The organism is Bacteroides rodentium JCM 16496 (assembly GCF_000614125.1).
Lineage (GTDB): Bacteria > Bacteroidota > Bacteroidia > Bacteroidales > Bacteroidaceae > Bacteroides > Bacteroides rodentium.
The window spans coordinates 78,702-104,054 of record NZ_BAKJ01000003.1 but is presented as its reverse complement, the minus strand read 5'-3'; the positions used below and the strand labels follow the sequence as shown (position 1 = coordinate 104,054).

Below are 25,353 nucleotides of genomic sequence, written 5' to 3'. Positions count from 1 at the left end.
ACGGGAATTTAATGTAACCCAAATGTAACACTTGTTTCATCATTCCGTAACAAATTAGCCTCACTTTTGCATCCAGAAAGTAGAAATGGCTGCATCTCAGCACAAGTTTTCATGCAAACATGGAAATTCTGCATTCGGTTTGCACTATTTTTGCCGATAAAAAGAAATAAAGTTTAACTTTGTGACAAGAGAATTGTTTTATCCTTGTCATACATAAACAACAAAGCAATGAACGATTACCGGATTTTAGTAGTGGACGATGAAGAAGACTTATGTGAGATTCTGAAGTTCAACCTCGAAAACGAAGGCTACGAAGTGGACACGGCGAACTCTGCCGAAGAGGCCATGAGAATGGACATAGGCAGCTACGACCTGCTGCTGCTGGACGTGATGATGGGAGAAATTTCCGGCTTCAAAATGGCAAGTATGCTGAAGAAGGACAAGAAGACAGCCCGGATACCCATCATCTTCATCACCGCCAAAGATACGGAAAATGACACCGTGACCGGCTTCAACCTGGGAGCGGACGACTACATTTCCAAACCCTTCTCGCTGCGCGAAGTAGCGGCACGTGTCAAAGCCGTACTGAGACGCACCCGGCAAGGAGAAACGGAGCACGCACCGGAACAGATTGTCTACAAGACGCTGGTGCTGGACATCATCAAGAAGAAAGTCTGCATTGACGGCGAAGAGGCACCGCTCACCAAAAAGGAATTTGAAATCTTATTGCTGCTTTTGCAGAATAAAGGACGCGTATTCTCGCGCGAGGATATACTGAACCGCATCTGGAGCGACGAAGTATATGTACTGGACCGCACCATCGACGTGAACATCACACGCCTGCGCAAGAAAATCGGAGTTTATGGCAAATGCATCGTAACACGCTTGGGATATGGTTATTGTTTCGAAGCCGAATAACGACAGACACTTTCTGTCCTTCAGCCGGAAGCTCTTCCTTTCGGTCATCTCGCTGTTCCTCGTATTCGCCGCCTGCTTCATTGCCTACCAGTATCAGCGGGAAAAAGAATACAAAGCGGAGCTGCTGGACATGCAGCTGCAAGACTATAATGACAGACTGCACCAGGAACTTCGCTACCTTCCAGACAGCCTATGGACTTCCATGCCAGACAACTACATCTCCAAGCATGTGAACAAGGAATTGCGCGTCACCGTGGTAGACCTTCATGGCAACGTATTGTTCGACAGTTTCCAGAACGACAGCCATGAACTGGACAACCACCTCAAGCGCCCCGAAGTACAGAAAGCGCTGAAAAACGGCAAGGGCTACGACCTGCGGCGCATCTCCGAAACCACCGGCAAGACCTATTTCTATTCTGCCACCGCCTACGAAGACTGCATCATCCGCTCGGCACTGCCCTACAACGTCAACCTGATGAAGAACCTGGCTGCCGACCCACACTACATCTGGTTCACGGTCATCGTATCGCTGCTGCTGATATTCATCTTCTACAAATTCACTTCCAAACTGGGCAGCGCCATCAGCCACTTGCGCGAGTTCGCCAAGCGAGCCGACAAGAACGAACCCATAGAAATGGATATACAAGCCGCCTTCCCGCACAATGAGCTGGGGGAGATTTCGCAGCACATCATACAGATATACAAGCGCTTGCGCGAAACGAAAGAGGCGCTTTACATTGAGCGCGAAAAGCTCATCACCCACTTGCAGACCTCCCGCGAAGGACTGGGCGTATTCAACAGAGACAAAAAGGAGATACTGGTAAACAACCTGTTCACCCAATACGGCAACCTGATTTCGGACTCCAACCTGCAGGCTACCGAAGAGATATTCTCCATCTGCGAATTCCAGAAGATAACAGATTTCATCAACAAGGCGCAGAAACGCCCTTCCTATAACGAAGAACGAAGAATGTCCGTCCACATCAACAAGAACGGACGCACCTTCATCGTGGAGTGCATCATCTTCCAAGACCTCAGCTTTGAGATTTCCATCAACGACATCACCCAGGAAGAGGAGCAGATACAGCTGAAACGGCAGTTGACCCAGAACATCGCCCACGAACTGAAAACCCCCGTAAGCAGCATACAGGGTTATCTGGAAACCATTGTGAACAACGAGAACATCGCACCCGAGAAAATGCACGCCTTCCTGGAACGCTGCTACGCGCAAAGCAACCGGCTGAGCCGCCTGCTGCGCGACATATCCGTATTGACCCGCATGGACGAAGCCGCCAACATGATTGACATGGAAAAGGTGGACATCAGCATGCTGGTAGCAAACATCGTCAACGAAGTGTCCCTGGAACTGGAACAGAAGCAAATCACCGTTGTCAATTCCCTGAAGCCGAAGATACAGTTGCGGGGCAACTACTCCCTGCTCTACTCCATCTTCCGCAACCTCATGGACAACGCCATCGCCTATGCCGGCGCCAATATATATATCCATATCAGTTGTTTCCGCGAAGACGAGAATTACTACTATTTCAGTTTCGCCGATACCGGCATCGGTGTCTCTCCCGAACATCTCAACCGTCTGTTCGAACGCTTCTACCGTGTAGACAAAGGACGCTCGCGCAAATTGGGCGGCACCGGACTGGGACTTGCCATTGTGAAGAACGCAGTCCTCATTCACGGAGGCACCATCTCTGCCAAAAACAACCAAGGCGGAGGGCTGGAGTTCGTATTCACACTGGCAAAAGAGAGATAACAGCCCGTTTTACTACACCAAACAAAATGCTTTGCATACCTCCGGAAAAGGTTCTTGTGGCCAGTGTGGCTTGTATCGGTTTTCACCTTACTGATGTGACGGATTGGGTAAATCATCTTAAGTCACTATCAATCAGAGAGTAATTTTGCCAACCTATTGCCATGCTTTTGGCAAACTTTTGCCATGCCTATGGCAAAGTTTTGCCAATGCGGTGGCAAGCCCTTGCCAACTTGTCGGCAAAAAGAAAGAGAGCGGGGAAGAAAATTTATCACTCATAGAATTGTTTTCTCAAGAAGAATCCCTATCTTTGTCATGCATTGGTTCGCTCCCTCTCTTCGGGGAAAGTGATTAAAAGGGAATCAGGTGTAAATCCTGGACAGTCCCGCTGCTGTAAGTTTCGCACAATGTTGCAGGCAATCACCCTCTATGCCACTGGAATACTCTTCCGGGAAGGCGCCTGCAACAGAAACAAGTCAGAAGACCTGCCATGCATACTTTATCATTGCTTTCGAGGAAAAAGCGTTGAGTCTAATGAGCCGGACAAATCGTCCATCATTTCATTCATCAAACCTGATTCAGAGAAAGTAAAGAAGGTAATAAACTCTGCCAAGTTTATTTCATGATGTCCGGCCGAAGTGATTTCGTCCGGACATTCGCTTTACAAAAAGTCATGTTTTAGTTGGTCATTACACTTATTTTGTCTAAATTCGGCACATCAAACCGCATTAACCGGTTTATCCGTTAACCTATTGTCAAATCATTAAAGATACAGAGTCTATGGAATTACCATTTGCCGAAGCATGGAAAATCAAAATGGTGGAACCTATCCGTAAAAGCACCCGCCAGGAACGCGAACAATGGCTGAAAGAAGCCCACTACAACGTATTCCAACTCAAATCGGAACAAGTTTATATCGACCTCATCACCGACTCGGGCACCGGCGCCATGAGCGACCGCCAATGGGCAGGCATGATGCTGGGCGACGAAAGCTATGCCGGAGCCACCTCATTCTTCAGACTGAAGGAGGTCATCACCCGCCTCACCGGATTTGAATACATCATCCCCACCCACCAGGGACGCGCTGCCGAAAACGTGCTCTTCTCCTACCTGGTGCACGAGGGCGACATTGTGCCGGGAAACTCCCATTTCGACACCACCAAAGGACATATCGAGGGACGCCGGGCACTGGCTCTGGACTGCACCATAGACGAAGCCAAACAGACACAACTGGAAATCCCCTTCAAAGGCAATGTAGACCCCCAAAAACTGGAAAAAGCATTGCAGGAACATAGCGAACGGATACCGTTCATCATCGTCACCATCACCAACAACACCGCAGGCGGCCAGCCGGTTTCCATGCAGAACCTGCGCGAAGTCCGCGCCATTGCCGACAAGTACGGCAAGCCCGTTCTCTTTGACTCGGCACGCTTTGCGGAAAATGCCTACTTCATCAAAATGAGAGAAGAAGGTTACCACAACAAGAGCATAAAGGAAATCACCCGCGAGATGTTCGACCTTGCCGACGGCATGACGATGAGTGCCAAAAAAGACGGTATTGTCAACATGGGCGGATTCATAGCCACCCGCCGGAAAGACTGGTATGAAGGTGCCAAAGGCTTCTGCGTGCAGTTCGAAGGCTACCTTACTTACGGAGCATGAACGGTCGTGACATGAACGCCCTTGCCATCGGCCTGGATGAAAACACTGAATTTGACAATCTGGAAACCCGCATTCACCAGGTGGAATACTTAGCCCGGAAACTGGACGAATACGGGATACCCTACCAACGTCCCGCAGGCGGCCATGCCATATTTGTGGATGCCCCCAAAGTGCTGACACATGTGCCCAAAGAAGAATTCCCGGCACAAACACTGACCGCCGAGCTCTATCTGGAAGCAGGCATACGCGGCTGCGAAATCGGGTATCTGCTGGCAGACCGCGACCCGGTGACCCGCGAAAACCGCTTCAACGGCCTGGACTTGCTCCGGCTTGCCATCCCCCGCCGTGTGTATACCGACAACCACATGGATGTGGTGGCAGCCGCTTTGAAAAATGTATATGACAAGCGGGAAAGTATTACCCGCGGAGTACGTATCACCTGGGAAGCTCCGTTGATGAGACACTTCACGGTACAACTGGAAAGACTGTAAGAGATTTACAGACTCAATGTCAAGACAAAATCCGGAAACAAATAATAATGGATAGTAAACCGGCGTTTCTCCACCGTACGATATTCTTCGGCGGAGAATACGCCGCTTTCATTTACAGCAAAAGGCAGAATGCGCATGTGCCTGCGGAAATCAACCTCGGAAGCATTCAGGCATTTGAACATGGTCTCCTTGGCCGACCAGTGCAGCAACAGTGACCAAGTGTCGGTTCCGCGAAACACGGACGGCTGTTCATCTTCGCGCATGAATTTATGCGCCACCTTCCTTACCCGCTCACCATACTGCTCGATGTCAATACCTACTTCCCGGCCCGGCAATCCCAAGACAACAGCCACATAACCTTTCGTATGCGAAATACTGAGAGAGGCGGAGGCATCTGCCAGATAAGGTTTCCCACTGGATAATAGGCAATCTCTTTCTCTTCTCCCGACAGCGTGTAAAGCAACACACGGACAGCCAGCCACTCCAGACGGCGGTGTGCCGCGGTGAAGCGCCGCATACCTTCCCGGTATACTTCCTGATGAGGAAGCATGGCCAGCAATTCCTCCGGAGATTCCTCCGTTTTCCAAATTCCCCATCGACAGGGAAGAGCGGTATGTTGCAAGAAGAGGGGCACGGAACAATTTAAAAATTAATAATTAAAAATTAAAGGGAAGAAGAGTTGGGTTCTGCCGGGGCATTTACTGTGAACTTCACTTTCAGGATACGGCGGTTGTCCATCTCCAACACCTCAAACTCATAACGGCCGTAGGTCACCTTTTCATGGAGAGCAGGAAATTCCCCCTTCAGTTCCAGCAGAAGTCCGGCAAGCGTATCGGCATCCCCTGCCACCTCATCGAACATTTCCTCGTCTATCTTCGTTATTTTATAGAAATCAGTCAGCTGGGTCTTGGCTTCAAATACCCAAGTGTGGTCATTCAGTACGGCATATGTACGTTCTTCATCATCGTATTCGTCATGAATTTCGCCCACAATCTCCTCTATAATGTCCTCCATGGTGACAATGCCCGACGTACCGCCGAACTCATCGACCACAATGGCTATATGAATTTTGTTTGCCTGAAAATCGCGCAGCAAATCATCAATCATCTTGGTTTCGGGCACAAAATAGGCGGGCCGGATAAGCGACTGCCAGCGGAAATTATCCCCTTTGTTCAGATGGGGAAGCAAGTCCTTGATATAAAGTACCCCCTTGATATTGTCACGGCTATCCGCATAGATGGGAATACGGGAGTAGACATTCTCTACGATGCACTTCACCACATCTTTGAAAGGGGTACGGATATCCAAGTCCACCACATCAAGGCGAGAGGTCATGACCTCCTTGGCCGTTTCCCCGCCAAAGCGGATGATACCTTCCAGAATATTATTCTCCTCCGAAAGCTCTGCCTTGTCGGTCAGCTCCAACGCATGCGAGAGTTCATCGACCGATATGTTATGGTTCTTGCGGACCATATGCTTGTTCAGGAAAGAAGTGGAACGCACCAGCATGGATGCCATCGGATAGAATACGGAACGGCAAAACGTGATACCGGGAGCGGCGAAGCGGCAAAAAGCCAGCGTCTTCTGAGCCGAATATATCTTAGGCATGATTTCACCGAAAAGCAACAGCAAAAATGTAAGGACTACTGTCAGAATGAGGAACTCTGCAATGGGAGAATGAAATTGGAACACATTCATAAAGAAGAAGTTGCAGAGCATGATTATGGTTACATTCACGAAGTTGTTCGTAATCAGAATCGTTGCCAACAAACGTTCGCTGTTGTCCAGCAGATTACTGATTTTCTCATCCGAAGGATGCTTTCTCTCCGCTATTGCATTCAGGTCTGACGGAGAAAGAGAGAAAAAGGCTATTTCGGAAGCTGATGCAAAACCGGAAACGAGCAAAAGCAAACCTGCCAACACAATGGCTACAATGGCCGAAATAGAAGGAGTCTGTACGGATATACCGTTAAAAACATCTGCCAACTGGCATAAATAAGCGTCTGGGTCCAAAGATTTTGGTTTTAGTTAAACAATTAGAACGGCAAGTCGTCCGTCGGGTTATCTTGTGCAGGGGCAGCCTGCGGTTGTACTGGTTGTTGTGGCTGGGGGGCGGCTCCCGCCTGCGGCGCATAAGGGGCGGCACCGGGAGTTGCCGTTCTCGGAGTCAGCATCTCCATATTGTCGACAAATATCTCAGTCACATAGCGCTTGATGCCTCCCTGGTCATCGTAAGAACGGGTACGTATCTTACCTTCCACGTAAAGCTTATCGCCTTTATGCACATATTTCTCAACGATTTCGCCTAAACGGCCACGGAATATCAGGTTATGCCATTCGGTACGGTCCGGAATCTGCGTACCATTCTGCAAAGTGTATCCTTTCTCCGTAGTGGCCAAAGAAAGCTGGGCAACACAGTTTCCACCTTCATAATAGGTTATTTTAGGGTCTTGTCCCACATTTCCTATCAATATCACTTTATTTACTGACATAAGCTTCTATTTTATTAATTTGCTGCCAAAATTAACGAGAATATTCACACCATGCAAGAATACAAACAACTTTTATACATATTTCTCCAAGAAAGCATGTATCAGCCGGGGTACCGCATAACGGTCCAAATCTTCGACTGCAACCCGTTGGTAACTTGAGAAGGAGCTCGAATTATCGGGCAGAGTAACCTCGTAGAAGTTGGTGTAAATCACTCTGTGGGACAATACATGTTTCACCCCCCGAAGCAGTGTACGGACCATCCGCACCTCTCCCTCTGCAAACAGCGCATGAAACTGCGGACATGCCAGAAATTCCTCTTCGGATAAATCTTTTTCCGTTTCAACCAGAGGCAATTCAAAGAGATTTTTCCAGATATCGTCCTCCGTCCTCTTATGTATCAAGGTATGCGCGCCCATGCGTACATATATATAATTAAAATAGCGGTTGGTGGTCTTGGTTCTGTGCTGCTTCACGGGCAGTTGCTGCACTTTTCCTTCAGACAATGCCCGGCAGCTGCCGGACAAAGGACAAAACAGACAGTTGGGCGACTGCGGCGTACACTGCACGGCTCCGAAGTCCATAATTGCCTGGTTATAATCTGCCGGCCTGGATTTATCGAGCACCTCACCCGCCAAAGCGGTAAAAGTCTTTTTCCCTTCAGTAGAATCAATGGGAACATCAATGCCGAAATAGCGGGAAAGCACCCGATACACATTCCCGTCGACCGCCGCATAAGGCATGTCATAGGCAAAGGAGCAGATGGCCGCTGCCGTATAATCCCCCACTCCCTTCAAAGCACGTACCTCTGCATAGGTTTTCGGAAATGTCCCCTTCATGCTTTTGGCTGCGGCATGCAGGTTGCGGGCACGCGAATAGTACCCCAGGCCCTGCCAATATTTCATCACTTCGTCCTCGGACGCAGCAGCCAGCGACACCACATCCGGGAAGCGTTCTATGAAACGCAGAAAATACTCATACCCCTGCGCCACTCTTGTCTGTTGTAAGATGATTTCAGAAATCCATATCAGATAAGGGTCCGTGGTATTTCGCCACGGAAGGTCGCGTTTGTTCTCCGCATACCAGTCCAACAATGTTCCGCTAAAAATATTCATGCTGCAAAAATACTTCATTTTCAGCCTAACAAAGCTTAATGCCAAGACTTTTTTAGAAAATTGTCCGAAATATATTTTTTAGAGCCACGGAAAAGCTATATATTTGCAGTCCAAAAAATTAGGAAAACTATAGTAATAATATTTTTTTTTAAAGAAAAATGACTAAAGCTGATATTGTAAACGAAATTACAAAGAACACCGGAATTGATAAGACAACCGTACTTACAACCGTTGAAGCATTCATGGACGCAGTAAAGGCATCTTTATCCAAAGATGAAAATGTTTACCTCCGCGGGTTTGGTAGTTTTGTAGTGAAGAAAAGAGCCCAGAAAACTGCTCGCAACATCTCCAAGAACACTACAATAATCATTCCGGAACATAACATTCCGGCATTTAAGCCTGCAAAAACGTTCACCCTCTCAGTGAAGAAATAATAAACAATAGTATTAACCCATAAAAATTTTGAAGCTATGCCAAGCGGAAAGAAGAAAAAAAGACATAAAATGTCTACGCACAAGCGTAAAAAAAGACTAAGAAAGAACAGACATAAAAGCAAAAAGTAATTTTTAGTCTGAAGGACAAAATAAAGAACAAACTTGTGAAGCAAAATGTCTCGCGGGTTTGTTCTTTGTTTAAGTAGTAAATAGAATCATTTAAAAGCCAATTATTGTGACAAGCGAACTCGTTGTAGACGTACAGCCCAAAGAGGTATCCATTGCACTGCTTGAAGACAAGCAGCTGGTGGAACTCCAGAGCGAAGGAAGAAACATCTCCTTTTCGGTGGGCAACATGTATTTGGGACGCGTCAAGAAATTGATGCCCGGCCTGAATGCCTGCTTCGTGGACGTGGGTTACGAGAAAGACGCTTTTCTTCATTATCTGGACCTGGGTCCTCAATTTAACTCGTTAGAGAAGTACGTAAAGCAAACTTTAAGCGACAAGAAGAAGCTGAATCCCATTACCAAAGCAACCATACTTCCCGACCTTGAAAAGGACGGAACGGTTTCCAACACACTCAAGGTGGGACAAGAAGTAGTGGTGCAAATTGTCAAGGAACCTATCTCTACCAAAGGGCCGCGACTGACTTCCGAACTTTCCTTTGCCGGAAGATACCTCGTGCTGATTCCCTTCAATGACAAGGTTTCCGTATCACAAAAAATTAAATCGAGCGAAGAGCGCGCACGCCTCAAGCAACTGCTGATGAGTATCAAGCCGAAAAACTTCGGCGTCATCGTCCGCACCGTAGCCGAAGGAAAACGTGTTGCCGAACTCGACGGAGAGCTTAAAGTATTACTGAAACATTGGGAAGATGCCATTACAAAAGTACAGAAGGCCACCAAATTTCCGACACTGATTTACGAAGAAACCAGCCGCGCCGTAGGACTGTTGCGCGACTTGTTCAATCCTTCCTTCGAAAACATCCACGTGAACAACGAGGTTGTGTACCACGAAATCAAGGATTACGTAACCCTCATCGCCCCTGAACGGGCAGGAATCGTGAAGCTGTACAAAGGCCAACTCCCCATTTACGACAATTTTGGTATCACCAAACAAATCAAGTCGTCATTCGGCAAGACCATTTCATACAAAAGTGGTGCCTACCTGATTATTGAGCATACTGAGGCGCTTCACGTAGTAGACGTGAACAGCGGTAACCGCACCAAGAATGCCAACGGGCAGGAGGCCAACGCACTGGAAGTGAATCTGGGTGCAGCCGACGAACTGGCACGCCAGCTCAGACTAAGGGATATGGGTGGTATCATCGTGGTGGACTTCATCGACATGAATGAAGCCGAAAACCGCCAGAAGCTTTACGAACGTATGTGTGCCAACATGCAGAAAGACAGAGCACGTCACAACATCCTGCCGCTCAGCAAATTCGGACTGATGCAGATTACACGCCAGCGTGTGCGCCCGGCCATGGATGTAAATACGACGGAAACCTGCCCCACCTGCTTCGGTAAAGGCACCATCAAATCGTCCATCCTCTTTACGGACACCTTAGAGAGTAAGATTGACTACCTGGTCAACAAATTGAAGATAAAGAAATTCTCGTTACACATCCACCCGTACATCGCAGCCTACGTCAATCAGGGACTCGTCTCCCTGAAACGGAAGTGGCAGATGAAGTACGGATTCGGTATCAAGATTATTCCAAACCAGAAATTAGCATTCCTGGAATATGTATTCTACGACCTGCAAGGGGAAGAGATAGACATGAAGGAAGAAATCGAAATCAAATAAAAAAGACGGCGAAGGGTATTTATCTTCGCCGTCTTTTTTATTTCTTGCTTTGGGGGAGTTCTCCCCAAAACAGGCTCCTTTTGCTATAAAGCCAAACGGTATATTTCCCTGCAATCAGTCATGGTCAGCTTCACGTAGTTGCCAAGCTGTTCGCCTTTATTGCGCTGCAGGCTGACGAGCATACGGTCTATATCGGGATGCTCGATGCCCAACTCCTTGAAGCTAACCGGCAAGCCCATGTAACGGAAAAAGTGTTTCAGGCGGGCGGTACCAGCCAAAGCCATCTCTTCCAAATCTTCGGACTTGGGTATATCAAAAACGCGGTGGGCAAACTGGGCTATCTTTGCCGGATTATGTTCCGCCATAAAAGCCATCCAGGCAGGAAAGATTACAGCCAAGCCTGCACCGTGGGCTACATCATAGATAGCACTGATTTCATGTTCCAGTGCATGGGATGCCCAGTCTTCCTCACGCCCTACCCCACAAGTTCCGTTATGCGCCACAGTGCCACACCACATAATGTTGGCACGCGCGGCATAGTTGTCCGGTTGCTGTTTCACCCGGTAAGCTTCTTTAATGATAGCTGTCAAGGTGCCTTCGCAAAGCCGGTCGCTGATTTCCACATCCGGTGTATTCGTAAAGTAACGCTCCATGATGTGAGCCATCATGTCGGCAATACCACAAGCCGTCTGATAAGCCGGGAGGGTGTAGGTCAGTTCAGGATTCATGATGGAAAATACGGGACGCAAATGCTCGGGGGCACAGAGACCCAGTTTTTGGAGTGTCTCTGTCTTGGTAATTACCGTATTGCCCGAGCCTTCGCTTCCGGCAGCCGGGATAGTCAGCACCACGGCTACTTTCAACGCTTTCTCCACCTTGGCACGACCGATAAAGAAATCCCAAAAGTCTCCATCATAGAAAGCTCCGGCAGCAATGGCCTTTGCCGTATCTATGACCGAACCACCGCCCACAGGAAGCATCATATCCACGTGCTCACGACGGCAAAGCTGAATACCTTCGTACACCTTCCTGTCAATGGGATTGGGCTGGACACCTCCCATTTCGCAATAAGCCACACCGGCTTCCTGCAAGGATTGCTTCACCCTATCAAGCAGACCACTCCGTACAACGGAACCGCCTCCATATACTATCATCACTTTTTGTGCACCATACTTACGTGCCAATGCACCGACTTGAACTTCAGTATTCTTGCCAAAGACAAACTCTGTAGGACTATAAAAAACAAAATTATTCATTGTATATCTTATTTAATGTATCGACTGTATCTTTCAAAGAAGCGTCCAAACGCTCCCCACTTCATCAGTCCTTTCTCAAAAACAAAAATACCCAGCAATGCACAAGAGATGCCCAGCATCACATCAATCAGATAATGGTGCCCCGAATAGACAGCCGTCCACCAGATACCGACCATAATCACCGCAAACAACGCTATCAACCACTTTTTGCTGCGGTCCATAACGGCGTAGGCCAAAGCCACCACCATATAGGCGGCATGGAGCGAGGGCACCGCCGCAAATACATTGGCATTCCTTCCGTAAATGGAGTTGAAGATGGAGCATCCCAGCAATTCGTCAAAGCGCCCTAAGCCTGCCACATTGCCCGGAGTGTCGAGTATCGGCTCGAAACCATAATTCATGGCATACCAGGGCGGAGCAGCGGGATGGATATAATAGCCGGCAAAACCGATGAGATTAACCAGCAGGAACACCATCGCAAAGCGAAGATATACCTTACGGTCACCTTTCAGATAGAGCCACAACCCGAATGCAATGGGAACCGGTACCCAACAGAGATAGAATATCCCGGCAAAGAAATCGGCGACCGGACAATGATTCAAAGCAAAATATTCACAAGGGATAAGGACAGCACCGTCTACAGACAAGCCAAAAAGGGATTTTTCTGCCTCATAAAGTCCTTTTACATCAATGGGATTCACCTGGTAATTGGGATATACGCGCATCCAGTCATACGAAATACCGAATATGAAAAACGGCAACAGCGCCACTGCCAACTTACGGGTTGTCTGTCCGGCAAAGAATAATGCCAAAAATACACCCGCCATCAGGAAATGTTCCGGACGAAGCCCGATACAGACTGCTGTCAGAATCAGGAAAAACGCTGTGATGACAATCACCAGCACTGCCTCTCTCACAGAGGGAAACAAACTATTTTTCATTCCTTGTCTTTCAGTAGTTTATAGCAATGCGCCAAGCGCGCAAATGCCGTCAAATTCGCCAATATTGCAATCACTGCCATAGGCACAATTAGTATCAGCATCGGGTCGAACAAGGTACAATCACCGAAGATACCGCAGAACATGGCACCGAGGGCAGTCAGTACAACGCGTTCGGGGCGCTGCATGAAACCTACTTTACACTCCAGTCCCAAGCCTTCGGCACGGCACGCACGTAACTCACCATCAGCGAACCTATCAGCGCAATGAATGTAATGATGGAGCCCCACAAATAGCCTTGCAGCATCAGGTAATAGAAAATGCCAAACAATGTCACGAGCTCGCTGTAACGGTCGAGTACGGAGTCGTAGAGCGCACCGAAAGTAGAACTCATTTTACCCACGCGTGCCACGCGTCCGTCCATCATATCAAACAACCCGGCAAAGAGCACAATACCGCCTCCCCAGCCTACATAAGCCAGTTCACCACTCTTGTACACCCCGGCATACACAAACAAGGCAGCCGCCACGATATTCAGTACCAGCCCCGTAGTCGTAATAAAGTTAGGCGTAATGCCAATTCTAATCATACTATGCACCACAGGGTTGATAATCTTGTATATCACCTGCTGCAACCAATCTCTATAATTCATATTCGTCTTTTTTGTTCTCTAAATAATGTTTCAGAAAGCCTTTTATATTATGATTACGATAAACGAAAAAACGTTGCAGATGGTAGTTCCAAAAAAAAGCTACCAGCACTGCTACAATTATCTTTGACAGAATAAATACATTGTCTATATAATATCCCAACAATCCATTGACCCATGTCATGCCGGTAAGCCATTCGGTCAGTGCAAAAGTACCCCAAGTATTCAGCATAATGCTGCCTCCCCAGACAAAGAGATACTTGACGGCAACATGCGTTTTCTTGCAGTCTTCAGCATGGAACACCCATCCGTAATTAATGGCACAGTTTACAATGCCTCCCACTACGGAGCCCGTGAATGTGGCATAAAGATAAAAAACAGCAAAAGCCTTTACCAGAAGGATAGTCACCAGAAAATCGACAAAGCTTGCAAACTGCGCAGAAATCTGGGCCTTGAAGAAGATCCAGACAGAATGACGCCATGACAAACCTCTGCCACTTATTTTCAGCTGATTATCCATCTTGCCACAATCAAAATTACAAATCCGTAAACTCCGGACAGAATATCGTCCATCATTACCCCGATTCCACCCGGCAGTCTTTCCATACGACGGATGCCCAAGGGCTTGAATATATCAAACAAACGGAACAAGACAAATGCTCCCAATGCATACCATACGTGTCCGGCGGGCGCCGCAAGCAAGGCAATCCACACGCCAACCATTTCATCGACCACCACGCGCGAAGGGTCTTCGCCCCAAGATGCCTCCAGGCGGTTGGCAGCCCAGATACCGGCAAGTGTAAATACCAAAATCAATGCTACTGTCAGCCACAAAAGGCAGACACTTGAAACCAGATAAGACAACCCGAACCAGATAAGCGTAGCCAGCAAAGCTCCCGCAGTGCCGGGTGCAAAAGGAGAAAAGCCCGAGCCAAAGCCCGTACCGATAATAACTGGGAGGAGGGAGGGTTTCTTCATCAAAAAAGTAATGAGGTGACAAATGCGATAAAAACGGTAAAATGATAAATGCAATAAAGTAATAAAAGTGATAAAGTGGTAAAGTGCTATCACTCTATCACCTTACCACCTTATTTTTATCACCTTATCACTGTTGTTTTAGTCCAGATAACTCGGTGCTGTTTCACCCACCATGTTGCGGAGAGTCTCTTTCACCATGCGCCATTGCTGGAACAAATCGTGTACCGGCTCATGCTCGAAATCGTGCATCGGGCTCTTGCAGAAGAAAGACAGCCAAGTCTGGATGCCACACATGCCTGCACGCAATGCCAAATCACTGAAAATAACCAAGTCGAGTGCGATGGGAGCAGCAAGAATGGAGTCACGGCACAGGAAGTTGACCTTGATTTCCATCGGATAGCCCATCCAGCCGAAAATATCGATGTTGTCCCATGCTTCCTTGTTATCCTTACGGGGAGGATAGTAGTTGATGCGTACCTTATGATAAACATCACCGTACAAGTCAGGATATTTCTCCGGTTCGAAGATATTGTCGATAACAGACAGCTTGCTGACCTCTTTTGTCTTGAAGTTCTCCGGTTGGTCGAGTACCTCGCCGTCACGGTTACCCAGAATATTGGTAGAGAACCAGCCGCTTACACCCAACATACGGGTCTTGAACATCGGAGCAAGCACCGTCTTCATCAAAGTCTGGCCACTCTTGAAGTCCTTACCGGAAATGGGCACATTCATTTTCTTGGAGAATTCCCACATAGCCGGAGTATCCACACACAGATTAGGAGCACCCATAATAAACGGAGCACCTTCTGCAATGGCAGCATATGCATAGCACATACTCGGAGAGATTACTTCAGTATTGTTTTCCTTCATTGCCTGTTCCAAAGCAGCGAGAGATTCGTGCTCCTTGGACAGCGGAATATATATTTCGGTACTTGCAGCCCACAGCACAGCAATACGCTCGCAGTTATTGGCTGCCTTGAAGTTACGGATATCCTCGCGCAACTGCTCTGTCATTTCCCAGCGGGTAGCAGCCTTTTTAATGTGCGTACCGTTCAAACGTTTTGCGAAATTGTGGTCAAATGCAGCAGGCATCGGCTTGATAGCTTGCAGTTCGTCTTTTACCAGATTCAAGTCTTTCTCTTTCAAGACCTCGGCATACATAGCAGCCTCGTAGGCGTTGTCCGGGAAAATGTCCCAACCACCGAAAACGATATCATTCAAATCAGCCAAAGGCACTATGTCTTTGATAAGTTTTTCTTTGCCGTCCTGCATGCGCATAGTAGCCATTTGTGTGATTGAGCCTATAGCTTTTGCCAAGCCCTTGCGAGCAGCTAATGTACCGGTAATCATGGTGGTTGCAACCGCACCACCTACTCCGACTACCAGCACGCCCAAGCGTCCGGTTGCCGGCTTAATGTTTTCTTTCATTGCCATTGTATTATTTAGAGTTTAAAAAATTGCTCAAATTTAGGGTATTTTACTCAATTGGGATTAGTCATTTTATCCGATTTAATGTTCCATTAGTAAGATTTAAGTTAAAATGTCATGTGTAGACTGATTCTGAGCCCGGATTTGTCTATATCCGGTAAATTTCGGTAAGTCAGACGCCATACATAATCGACACGCAACACCTTGAAAATATTTTCAATGCCTACACCTGCCTCTACGTATGGCGTATGCCCCATGGTGGTACTTCCGGCAGGAAAACGGAACAAATCCTGCTGAAAAGCCGGATTATTCTTATCACTCAAATTCCCATACAAGCCGCGGCAGGAAAGTACTTCACGCCATTTCAACTTTTTCAACAAAGGAATACGGTTGAAGAGCCAGCCGTTCAAGTAATAGGTCACATCCCAGGAAGCGTATTCATCGTTCATGAATTCCATGGCATTCATCAATGAATAAGACTCAGGCTGTATGGTATAAGACAAGTTCGCATTGGGAATGATGAGCAGAGGAAAAGGGACTTTATTCCAGACTTTTCCGGCTTTCAGGATAACGTCCGTATAACCGAATGCCGAGAACCAGAAACGCTTTTGAAAACCCGCTTCCGTATAGTGATAGGTATAGTCTCCTCCCAGTACCCCTTTGGCAGCCATGGTATGCGTAAGCGAAAAGACCGGAGCATCCAGCGAAACGGGGAAGCGGTTCCATTGGGTCTGGAAGAATTTCTCGTTGGGAGCATAGCGCAGCTTCAATTCCAGCTCACTGGTCGAAATACTTTTTACATACGTATTACGGTCATCCTGCTTGACGAAAGGAATCAGATGGGATGATTCATCTTTACGCAGACGCGTCGTCATCTGTACGGAAAAGCCGGAATGGAACTCATTGGTATAGGTCAGCTCCGCCTTCCGCTGATAACCGATACGGTCATCCTTCTGACGTTTCAAGGCAAGAAAAACATTATCCTGACTGGTATAAAGATAGTGTTGTCCATATTGATTGACATCTGACAAGTAACGGAGCTTCAACGAATGTATAGGAAATTCATTGGCATATTCCTTCTTCTTATGAAAAGAATATTCCAGTTCAGCGAGTCCCTTTACGCGATGGTCGCGAAAACCGTATGCCATATACCCCCTGCCGAACAGATGCGGATTGAGCCATGCCGTCGTCATACCGCCGGCACGCAAGCGCACCCCTTCCAGTGTATTTCCGCTGATGGTGGTATTCATCATACCGATATAGAACAAAGGTTCTTTTTCCTTCGGAGCGGGAATATACCCGTGAACAGCACCTTCAGCACTTTCTCCGTCCAGAAATAAACGGGATAGCTGCGCAACTGGGCCATCATCTTGTCCACCGAAGTCTCTTTCTTGCTGACCTCCACCTGGCGGTTGGCATCCCAATATGCTTCCGAATAGCCGGAAGCCGATGTCTCTTCAATCACCTTTTCCGGTCTTCGGAAAGCCTGCAGAGCCTTGTCATCCGGTTCATACTGATAGTTTCTGTAATACACATCCCGCTTGGCATAAATACCGTCACTATTGTCCACCAACTTGAATTCCGTAGTGATACTCTCATTGAGCAACTGCCTCGTACCGTCCTCCGCGCGGTCAAAATTCTGTTCAATCTTCATGTAGTCCACAAAGTTCAGATTGATTTTCTGAGGAAAGTTCATGACGGCACGCCTTACAAAATAGGTACTGTCCAACATGACGTACAAATGTCCCGTAAAACCGAACGACTCGGAGTTGAAAGGGACAAATGTCAAGTCAACACAAGGCTTTCCGGCAACGGTAAGCGTATCCATCAGATAATATTTGTAGAAAGACGGCCCAAGGGAGGAAAGCGGACTAACAAACTTATTGGTGAACAAGGTGATGTTGTTCTCATAAAGGTCTACATCGGTCATGGTGACACTGATAGCCTGCTCCATACCCTGCTGGGAAAGCATTTCGTCCACTCCTGCCTGCCTGCGGGCGGTGACCCACTGTTTCCGGCTATGCGGAGACTTGCGGTAATAGTCTGTGGCAAGTAACTCACGGTTGGAGATGGCCAATACCGGCCTGCCGGTAACGGCAGAGGTATCGACATAATCCGTCAGAAACTTGAACTTACGGTAAAGCCACTTCTGTTGCTTCAAGCTGTCGAAGTTATTGATGGCAAAAGTCATCTTTTCATAGCGGTCACGTTTCCAGAAGTCGCGTTCGTCGGGCGAATAGTCATCCCGATGTTCTATCATCTTGCGTACAAACTCCACTGCGGGATTATCCTTTTTCTTATACCGTTCACGTTTCGGCTTCACCACCACCTCATCCAGTGCATAAGTGGCTGGCGAAAGGGCAATATTGAACTTAGAAGACTTTGCAGGATGAATCAGCCGGACATATTCATTATATCCCACGGCCGAAATGACCAGCGTGGCCTCCGGGCGATAGGTCTTGAAGGAAAAACGGCCGTTATTGTCCGTCATCCCTCCCTCCGTAGTTCCTTTCAGATAAACTGACGTATAAGGCAATGGCTCCTTCGTCAACGAATCGGTGACAACGCCTTGCACCATATATTGTGCTCTCAATGGAAGAGTAACCAGCTGGATAAGCAGAAATACCCTAAAAAACAACTTCATACCTTGTTTTACCTAATTTGGATAGCAAAGGTACGGAAGAAAACTTTTTCTTAAAGTTCGGTTTTACGGAATAAATGTTCTAAAAAACTCCTTTTGTATAAAACACTTCCCGTTAAAAGCCGTTGTATAGCGAAACGACGCTCCAGAAAGCATCGGAACAACCAATATATAACCTAAACAACTTGATTATGGAATGGATTTTCAACCAGCTCAGGGAACGCCCCGAACTTGCCATTTTCCTCACTATATTCCTGGGATTCTGGCTGGGGAAACTGCGTATCGGTAAGTTTACGCTGGGCACAGTGACCAGTGTACTGCTTGTAGGCGTACTGGTAGGGCAGCTGAATATAGCCGTACCGGGTCCGATAAAGTCGGTATTTTTTCTGCTTTTCCTTTTTGCCGTGGGCTATAAAGTGGGTCCCCAGTTCTTCCGCGGACTAAAAAAGGACGGATTGCCCCAAGTGGCTTTGCCGTACTGATGTGTATATCCGTACTGTTAGTGACCTGGCTGCTGGCCTGATGATGGGCTACAATGCCGGTGAAGCTGCCGGACTGCTGGCCGGTTCGCAAACCATCTCCGCCGTCATCGGAGTGGCAGAAGACACCATGGCCAATATGGGACTGGACGAGGCCCAACGACAAAGTTACGTCAACATCATTCCCGTATCCTACGCCGTCACCTACATTTTCGGTACGGCAGGCTCGGCATGGGTCCTATCATCCATCGGTCCCAAGATGCTGGGCGGGCTGGAAAAGGTGAAAGCCGCCTGCAAGGAACTGGAGGCGAAGATGGGCAGCTCTCTGGCTGACGAACCGGGATTCATGCCGGCGGCACGCCCCGTCACTTTCCGTGCCTACCGGGTCGAAAACGAATGGTTCAAGAATGGAAAGCGGGTGATTGACCTGGAAGTCTACTTCCGGCAGCACGACAAACGTCTATTTGTGGAACGCCTCCGCAAATCCGGAATTGTAGTGGAAGTCAGCATGAACCTACGGATAGAGCCGGGAGACGAAATAGTGCTAAGCGGACGCCGCGAATACATCATAGGCGAAGAAAGCTGGATAGGGCCGGAAGTACAAGATGCCCAGCTCCTGGATTTTCCTGCCGAAAAGTTACCGGTTACAATCACACGCAAGACGGTTGCCGGCAAGACGGTTGCAGCTATCCGAAGGGAAAAGTTCATGCACGGTGTCAGTATCCGGAGCATCAAGCGCGCCGGAATATCCATTCCCGTGCTGGCACAAACGGTAGTAGATGCCGGCGACGTCATCGAAGTGGTAGGTACCAGGCAGGAAGTGGAAGCAGCAGCCAAACGTCTAGGGTATATAGACCGTCCTACCAACCAGACGGATATGATATTCGTAGGCCTGGGTATCCTTGTCGGAGGTTTGTTCGGAGCACTTTCCGTCCATATCGGCGGCATCCCCATCAGCTTGAGCACAAGCGGCGGCGCATTGATTGCGGGCTTGTTCTTCGGCTGGCTCCGCAGTAAGCATCCCACCTTCGGGCGCATTCCCGAACCTTCGCAATGGGTGTTGAACAATGTCGGTCTGAACATGTTCATCGCGGTAGTGGGCATTTCGGCAGGTCCCAGTTTCGTGCAGGGCTTCCACGACGTAGGTATCAGCCTGTTTCTGGTGGGAGCAGCCGCCACCACCCTGCCGCTGATTATCGGCTTGCTGCTGGCAAGGTATGTTTTCAAGTTCCATCCGGCACTGGCTTTGGGCGTCTGCGCGGGGGCACGTACCACTACGGCCGCTTTAGGCGCGGTGCAGGATGCCGTTGAGAGTGAGACACCTGCTCTGGGATACACCGTGACCTATGCCGTGGGCAATACCTTATTAATAATATGGGGTGTAGTCATCGTTTTGCTAATATAAGACGATTCTGTACCAATGCTTACTAATCCGGAGCATTCAAAGAATTATTGCCGGAAATGCAAGCGACTATATACCCATTCACTAATAGCTATTCGTCCGACAGCTGTCGGACGATAATTCAACAGTTGTCGGACGATGATTCAACAACTGTCGGACGAAAAGGAAACATATATCGGACGATTAATTTCAAGCAAGGAAAGAAATAGTATACCGCATGAACAGAGATTATTCGCCGAATGACTGAAAACAATAAATAACGAACCTAAACTTGAGCTTATGGATACAAAACTTTTAGAAAAGAAAATGGAATCTATCAGTCCTTTCGAACTGAAGAACCGCCTGATAGACATGGCAGACGAGAGTCTGAAGAAAACCGCCCGTACCATGCTGAACGCAGGGCGCGGCAACCCCAACTGGATTGCAACCGCTCCACGCGAAGCCTTCTTCCTGTTGGGAAGCTTCGGCCTGGAAGAGTGCCGCCGCATCATGGATTTGCCCGAGGGAATTGCAGGCATCCCCGAAAAAAAAGGCATTGCCTCTCGCTTCGAAGCCTTCCTGAAAAAGAACAATAACGTACCGGGCGCCAAATTGCTGGAACAAACCTACAACTACCTGCTGATGCAGCATGCCGCCGACCCCGACAGCCTTGTACACGAATGGGCCGAAAGCATTGTAGGCGACCAGTATCCCGTGCCCGACCGCATCCTTCATTTTACGGAAATCCTTGTGCAAGACTACCTTTCGCAAGAGATGTGCGACAACCGTCCTCCCCGGGGTGCCTATGACCTGTTTGCCACCGAAGGTGGAACAGCCGCCATGTGCTACATCTTCGACTCCCTGCAGGAAAACTTCCTGCTGAACAAAGGGGACGGCATCGTCCTCATGGTTCCTGCCTTTACCCCCTATATTGAAATCCCACAACTCAGCCGCTACCAGTTTCGAGTGACCAAAATACATGCCAACCGCATGAATAACGAAGGGATGCACCTCTGGCAGTACAGCGACGAAGACATAGACCGCTTGAAAAGCCCTAAAATCAAGGCCCTCTTTGTCACCAATCCCAGTAATCCGCCCAGCTACACACTCAGTCCGGATACAATGGCGCGCATCGTGAGTATCGTCAGAAATGACAACCCTAATCTGATGATTATTACAGACGACGTATACGGTACATTCAGTCCGCACTTCCGTTCGTTCATGGCAGAAATTCCCTACAATACGCTTTGCGTCTATTCATTCTCCAAATACTTCGGTGCCACCGGATGGCGCAATGCGGTCATCGCCCTGCACGAATTCAATCTGTTCGACAAGCTGATAGCCAAACTGCCGAAAGAGAAACGGGAGATTCTGCACCACCGCTACTCCACCCTCACTCTGGAACCTGAAAAACTGAAGTTTATCGACCGTATGGTTGCCGACAGCCGTCAGGTGGCACTGAACCATACCGCCGGACTGTCATTGCCACAACAGATGCAGATGGGCCTTTTCGCCGCCTTTGCCCTGCTGGACAAGGAAAACAAATACAAGCAAAAGATGCAGGAGATTATCCGCCGCCGATTGCATGCCCTTTGGGAAAATACCGGTTTCACGCTGACGGAAGACCCGTTGCGCGTAGGTTATTATACAGAAATCGACATGCTGGTTTGGGCAAAGAAGTTCTATGGGGACGACTTTGTAGAATATCTGAAACGTACCTACAGCCCGCTGAACGTAGTCTTCCGCCTTGCCAAAGAAACCTCTCTGGTGCTGCTGAACGGCGGTGGTTTTGACGGCCCCGAATGGAGCGTGCGTGCCTCACTCGCCAATCTGGACGAGAAAGACTATGCAACCATCGGCCAAAGCATCAAAAAGATACTGGACGAGTATGCAAAAGAATTCTTTATAGTAAAACAGAAATGATTTGCGAAAAGAAAAGCGAATAGAGAGAGTATCTTAATTCCCCTCCTCCGGGGAGGAGGGGTGCCCAACGGGCGGGGTGTAGGGAGCATAAAGCAATAAAAAATAGTACAGTGTGTATCGCTACACCTCCCCGAAGGAGGAGAAGTAAGTTACTTCGTATTTTTCGCAAACCAATTCTGTTCGACTATAAAAATGGAAAGGCGAAAGGTTAAACTTTCAATTTTCAATTAAATAGTATACGGAAGCGGGTCAATCCATCGTTGTAGGTACGCAGGGAGAACGTGCAACCATGACGGCTCAAAACTTCCCGGATAAACACCAGGCCAATTCCCTGCCCGTTCGGCTTGGTGGAAAAGAAGGGGCTGAAGAGTTTAGCTTCGGTCTCTTTACTTATCCCCGGACCATTGTCAACGACTTCGACAGAAGCGGGGGCAGTGGTCCTTACTATTATCTCACCTTGCTGTCCGTTTTCTCCGGCAACCCCCTCTATACTTTCGGCAGCATTCTTGATGATATTCACAAGCACCTGCTCAAAAAGAGAAGCATCCATACGCACCATTCCCACCTCCGGGTCGCATTCCAGACGTAGCCCTATATTGCGGTCATTGCACATTCCTTCCATAAAACGCTTGCACATGGACACCAACTCATTCAGTTGGACGGGTGCCAGGGTAGGTTCGGGTATCTTTACCACATCTGCAAAACGGGTAATGAAACGGCTCATCGAGAAACAACGCTCCGTACAGACGCGCATCACATCGCAGATGTCCTCCATATCATCTTCCGTAGAAAGTGCCTGCTCCACTGTATCGAGTGTGGAAGTGATGCCCGCAGTGGTATTGTTCACTTCATGAGCTATCATGCGGATAACCTTTTCATAGGCACGCTTCTCGGCACGCATCACTTCTTCTGTCATACGCTCTATCAAGAAAAAAGGATGTTTGAACCCTCTGTCAATAAAAGAAGAATGGGTGCATTTATAAATATTCGCGTCATTGAGACGGACTACTGCCGTCTCGTCTTTGGGAATGGACGAAAGTTCGGCAGCCAACGGGGAGTCCATCTGGTCCAGCCGCTTTGCCATCGCCTCCTCCATACGGACACCGAGCATCTTTACCGCCATCGGATTCAGTTGCGACACTTCATCGTCCATTGTCAGGATAATAACCCCCATTGGAGATGCCTGAATCAGCAAATCCAAGAAGTGATTCTGCTCGCGCATGCGCAACCGTTCATTCTTGAGCTGCTCCATCATTCGGTTAAAGATATTCACAATGCGGTCTGCCTCGTACTGCCCCACCCGGCTGAGACGACTACTGAAATCCTGCTCGCGCAGCAACTCCATACCGCTGCCTATGGTGTTCATCGGCTTCACTATCTTATTATAGAATACTATCAGATAGATAAGGATAAACCGATGAGCCCCTCCAATACGTACAGATACAAAGGCGGCTTTTCACTCAGCAGATACACCAGCATTCCACCCAGACCGAGCAGAAAAAGGACAAGTATGAAGAAAAAGAATTTTATGCGCACGGGACTTGAATATTATATTTCTCCAAACGTCTGTAAAGCGCAGCGCGGCTGATGCCTAATGACACTGCCACCTGACTGAGATTCCCTTTATGCTGTTCCAACGCCTGCAAGATAGTCTGCCGCTCTATTTCATCCAAGGTCATACCTGCAAAAGAAGTACCTTCGGCAGCTTTGGCCGGTTCGTCGTGACGCAGATATTGGGCATCAAAATCCGTGGCATCCAGCACCGGCTTGCCGCTGACCAGAATGGTACGCTCCACCAGATTCTTCAACTCACGAATGTTACCCGGATAAGGCAGGCGGGAAAGGAAATTCAGAGCGTCGGCCGAGAAATCCGTACGCGGCAAGCCATTCACCTCTGCCTGACGGTCGGCAAAGTGACGTGCCAGCAAAGGAATATCTTCACGGCGCTCCCGCAAGGAGGGCAGTTTTACGGTAATCAGGTTGATACGGTAAAAGAGGTCTTCACGGAAAGTACGTTCGGACACCATCTTGCGGAGGTCTGCATTAGTGGCGGACACGACGCGTACATCAACTTTGCGGGGACGGCTATCGCCCAGCACTTCGAATGTCTGGTCCTGAAGCACGCGCAGCAGTTTCACCTGGCAGGAAGGGTCGAGGTCACCAATCTCGTCGAGGAAGATGGTACCTTTGTTTGCCATTTCAAAACGCCCTATACGGTCGGCGCTGGCATCGGTAAACGCCCCTTTCTTATGGCCGAACATCTCGCTCTCGAACAAGCTCTGCGAGATGCCGCCGAGGTTCACCTTGACAAAGGGCTGCTTCACACGTTGGCTGTTGATATGGATGGCTTCGGCAATCAGCTCCTTGCCCGTTCCGCTTTCTCCCGTAATCAGCACCGAAGCATTGGTACGGGCTATGCGGGCCACTGTGTTCAGCACTTCCATCAGCCCTTTGGACTTGCCTATAATATGGCTGCGATTCAATGCGGTAGTCTGCTCTTCCGGCACCTCTTTCGGGGCGACCGTAAGCTCAAGGGCCGTCTCGATGCGCTGCAAAAGAGCAGCATTGTTCCAAGGCTTGGTTATGAAGTCGAATGCGCCGGCCTGCATACCCTGCACGGCAAGCTGGATACTTCCCCATGCCGTCATCAGAATAACGGGCACATCGGGACGGAACACCTTTACCTGCTTCAATAAGGTGAGTCCCTCTTCTCCGGTAGTGGAAAGAGTGAAGTTCATATCCATCAAAATCAAAGCGGGAGCTTCGGCCCTCACTATGTCCATAGCTTCGCGAGGACCCGGAGCCGTTTTCACCTCATATCCGGCACGCTTCAGCATAAAGCTGAGGGAAGAACGCACAGCACTATCGTCGTCTATTATCAGTATCATAAAAATTGCAGTTTGTTTCCCGCAAAAATAAGTAAAAAAGCAGAGTTATGAATGATAAGTTATAAGTTATTTACCTATAATATCGCATATACGGCGCTTTTACCGGC

At 48.4% G+C, this 25,353-nt stretch carries 14 protein-coding genes, 6 pseudogenes and 1 riboswitch; of the genes and pseudogenes, 7 read left to right on the top strand and 13 right to left on the bottom strand.

Annotated features, from left to right (window positions below; genetic code table 11):
* Window positions 1-228: 228 nt before the first annotated feature.
* From phoB to tnaA, 3 genes and pseudogenes are all read left to right on the top strand, one after another.
* A complete protein-coding gene (gene phoB / locus JCM16496_RS01985; RefSeq protein ID WP_025831964.1) occupies window positions 229-918 on the top strand; it encodes a two-component system response regulator PhoB in 690 nt (229 codons plus the stop codon).
* The gene (gene phoR, locus JCM16496_RS01980; RefSeq protein ID WP_025831962.1) at window positions 893-2,686 is read left to right on the top strand and encodes a two-component system sensor histidine kinase PhoR; all 1,794 of its coding nucleotides are present in this window, start codon (window positions 893-895) and stop codon (window positions 2,684-2,686) included. The genes phoB and phoR overlap by 26 nt, the downstream gene beginning before the upstream one ends.
* 300 nt (window positions 2,687-2,986) lie before the next feature.
* Window positions 2,987-3,190: riboswitch (cobalamin riboswitch) on the top strand.
* A 273-nt stretch (window positions 3,191-3,463) separates the two neighbouring features.
* Window positions 3,464-4,836: pseudogene (gene tnaA / locus JCM16496_RS01975) on the top strand (tryptophanase TnaA).
* Between the two features lie 5 nt (window positions 4,837-4,841).
* Here the strand turns inward: tnaA and JCM16496_RS01970 are convergent.
* From JCM16496_RS01970 to mutY, 4 genes and pseudogenes are all read right to left on the bottom strand, one after another.
* Window positions 4,842-5,470, bottom strand: a pseudogene (locus JCM16496_RS01970) (4'-phosphopantetheinyl transferase family protein).
* Window positions 5,471-5,499: 29 nt separating this feature from the next.
* Window positions 5,500-6,849, bottom strand: a complete 1,350-nt coding sequence (gene gldE, locus JCM16496_RS01965; protein WP_025831960.1) for a gliding motility-associated protein GldE — start codon at window positions 6,847-6,849, stop codon at window positions 5,500-5,502.
* A 23-nt stretch (window positions 6,850-6,872) separates the two neighbouring features.
* On the bottom strand, window positions 6,873-7,328 hold the full coding sequence (locus JCM16496_RS01960) for a single-stranded DNA-binding protein (protein ID WP_016273371.1): 456 nt from the start codon (window positions 7,326-7,328) through the stop codon (window positions 6,873-6,875).
* 72 nt (window positions 7,329-7,400) lie between these two features.
* Entirely contained in the window at window positions 7,401-8,441 is a 1,041-nt protein-coding gene (gene mutY / locus JCM16496_RS01955; RefSeq protein ID WP_025831955.1) for an A/G-specific adenine glycosylase, read from the bottom strand.
* 158 nt (window positions 8,442-8,599) lie between these two features.
* On the opposite strand from mutY, the gene JCM16496_RS01950 reads away from it, so the two are divergent.
* Window positions 8,600-8,875, top strand: coding sequence for an HU family DNA-binding protein (locus tag JCM16496_RS01950; RefSeq protein WP_005826750.1), 276 nt, complete (start codon window positions 8,600-8,602; stop codon window positions 8,873-8,875).
* 235 nt (window positions 8,876-9,110) lie between these two features.
* The gene (locus tag JCM16496_RS01945; RefSeq protein WP_025831950.1) at window positions 9,111-10,685 is read left to right on the top strand and encodes an Rne/Rng family ribonuclease; all 1,575 of its coding nucleotides are present in this window, start codon (window positions 9,111-9,113) and stop codon (window positions 10,683-10,685) included.
* Window positions 10,686-10,768: 83 nt separating this feature from the next.
* Here the strand turns inward: JCM16496_RS01945 and JCM16496_RS01940 are convergent, their stop codons facing one another.
* The 7 genes and pseudogenes from JCM16496_RS01940 to JCM16496_RS01910 form a co-directional block, all read right to left on the bottom strand.
* A complete protein-coding gene (locus JCM16496_RS01940) occupies window positions 10,769-11,941 on the bottom strand; it encodes an iron-containing alcohol dehydrogenase (RefSeq protein ID WP_025831948.1) in 1,173 nt (390 codons plus the stop codon).
* Window positions 11,942-11,949: 8 nt separating this feature from the next.
* Window positions 11,950-12,882, bottom strand: a complete 933-nt coding sequence (locus tag JCM16496_RS01935) for a phosphoinositol dihydroceramide synthase (protein WP_025831946.1) — start codon at window positions 12,880-12,882, stop codon at window positions 11,950-11,952.
* Window positions 12,879-13,531, bottom strand: a pseudogene (locus JCM16496_RS01930) (CDP-alcohol phosphatidyltransferase family protein). Before JCM16496_RS01930 ends, JCM16496_RS01935 begins: the two are co-directional and overlap by 4 nt.
* On the bottom strand, window positions 13,521-14,048 hold the full coding sequence (locus JCM16496_RS01925; RefSeq protein ID WP_025831943.1) for a GtrA family protein: 528 nt from the start codon (window positions 14,046-14,048) through the stop codon (window positions 13,521-13,523). The pseudogene JCM16496_RS01930 and the gene JCM16496_RS01925 overlap by 11 nt, the downstream one beginning before the upstream one ends.
* A complete protein-coding gene (locus JCM16496_RS01920; RefSeq protein ID WP_025831941.1) occupies window positions 14,033-14,506 on the bottom strand; it encodes a phosphatidylglycerophosphatase A family protein in 474 nt (157 codons plus the stop codon). The genes JCM16496_RS01925 and JCM16496_RS01920 overlap by 16 nt, the downstream gene beginning before the upstream one ends.
* Window positions 14,507-14,644: 138 nt before the next feature.
* Window positions 14,645-15,934 carry an inositol-3-phosphate synthase gene (locus JCM16496_RS01915; RefSeq protein WP_025831939.1) on the bottom strand — a complete coding sequence of 430 codons (1,290 nt, stop codon included), beginning with the start codon at window positions 15,932-15,934 and terminating at the stop codon, window positions 14,645-14,647.
* A gap of 107 nt (window positions 15,935-16,041) precedes the next feature.
* Window positions 16,042-18,578 (bottom strand): annotated as a pseudogene (locus JCM16496_RS01910) (DUF5686 and carboxypeptidase-like regulatory domain-containing protein).
* A 188-nt stretch (window positions 18,579-18,766) separates the two neighbouring features.
* Between JCM16496_RS01910 and aspT the strand changes: the two are divergent.
* Window positions 18,767-20,459, top strand: a pseudogene (gene aspT, locus JCM16496_RS24525) (aspartate-alanine antiporter).
* 276 nt (window positions 20,460-20,735) lie between these two features.
* Window positions 20,736-22,358 (top strand): aspartate 4-decarboxylase, encoded by a 1,623-nt coding sequence (aspD, locus tag JCM16496_RS01900; protein ID WP_025831938.1) that lies wholly within the window; start codon window positions 20,736-20,738, stop codon window positions 22,356-22,358.
* A gap of 223 nt (window positions 22,359-22,581) precedes the next feature.
* On the opposite strand, the pseudogene JCM16496_RS01895 reads toward aspD, so the two are convergent.
* Window positions 22,582-23,894 (bottom strand): annotated as a pseudogene (locus JCM16496_RS01895) (sensor histidine kinase).
* Window positions 23,885-25,246 carry a sigma-54-dependent transcriptional regulator gene (locus tag JCM16496_RS01890; protein WP_025831936.1) on the bottom strand — a complete coding sequence of 454 codons (1,362 nt, stop codon included), beginning with the start codon at window positions 25,244-25,246 and terminating at the stop codon, window positions 23,885-23,887. The pseudogene JCM16496_RS01895 and the gene JCM16496_RS01890 overlap by 10 nt, the downstream one beginning before the upstream one ends.
* Window positions 25,247-25,353 lie beyond the last annotated feature (107 nt).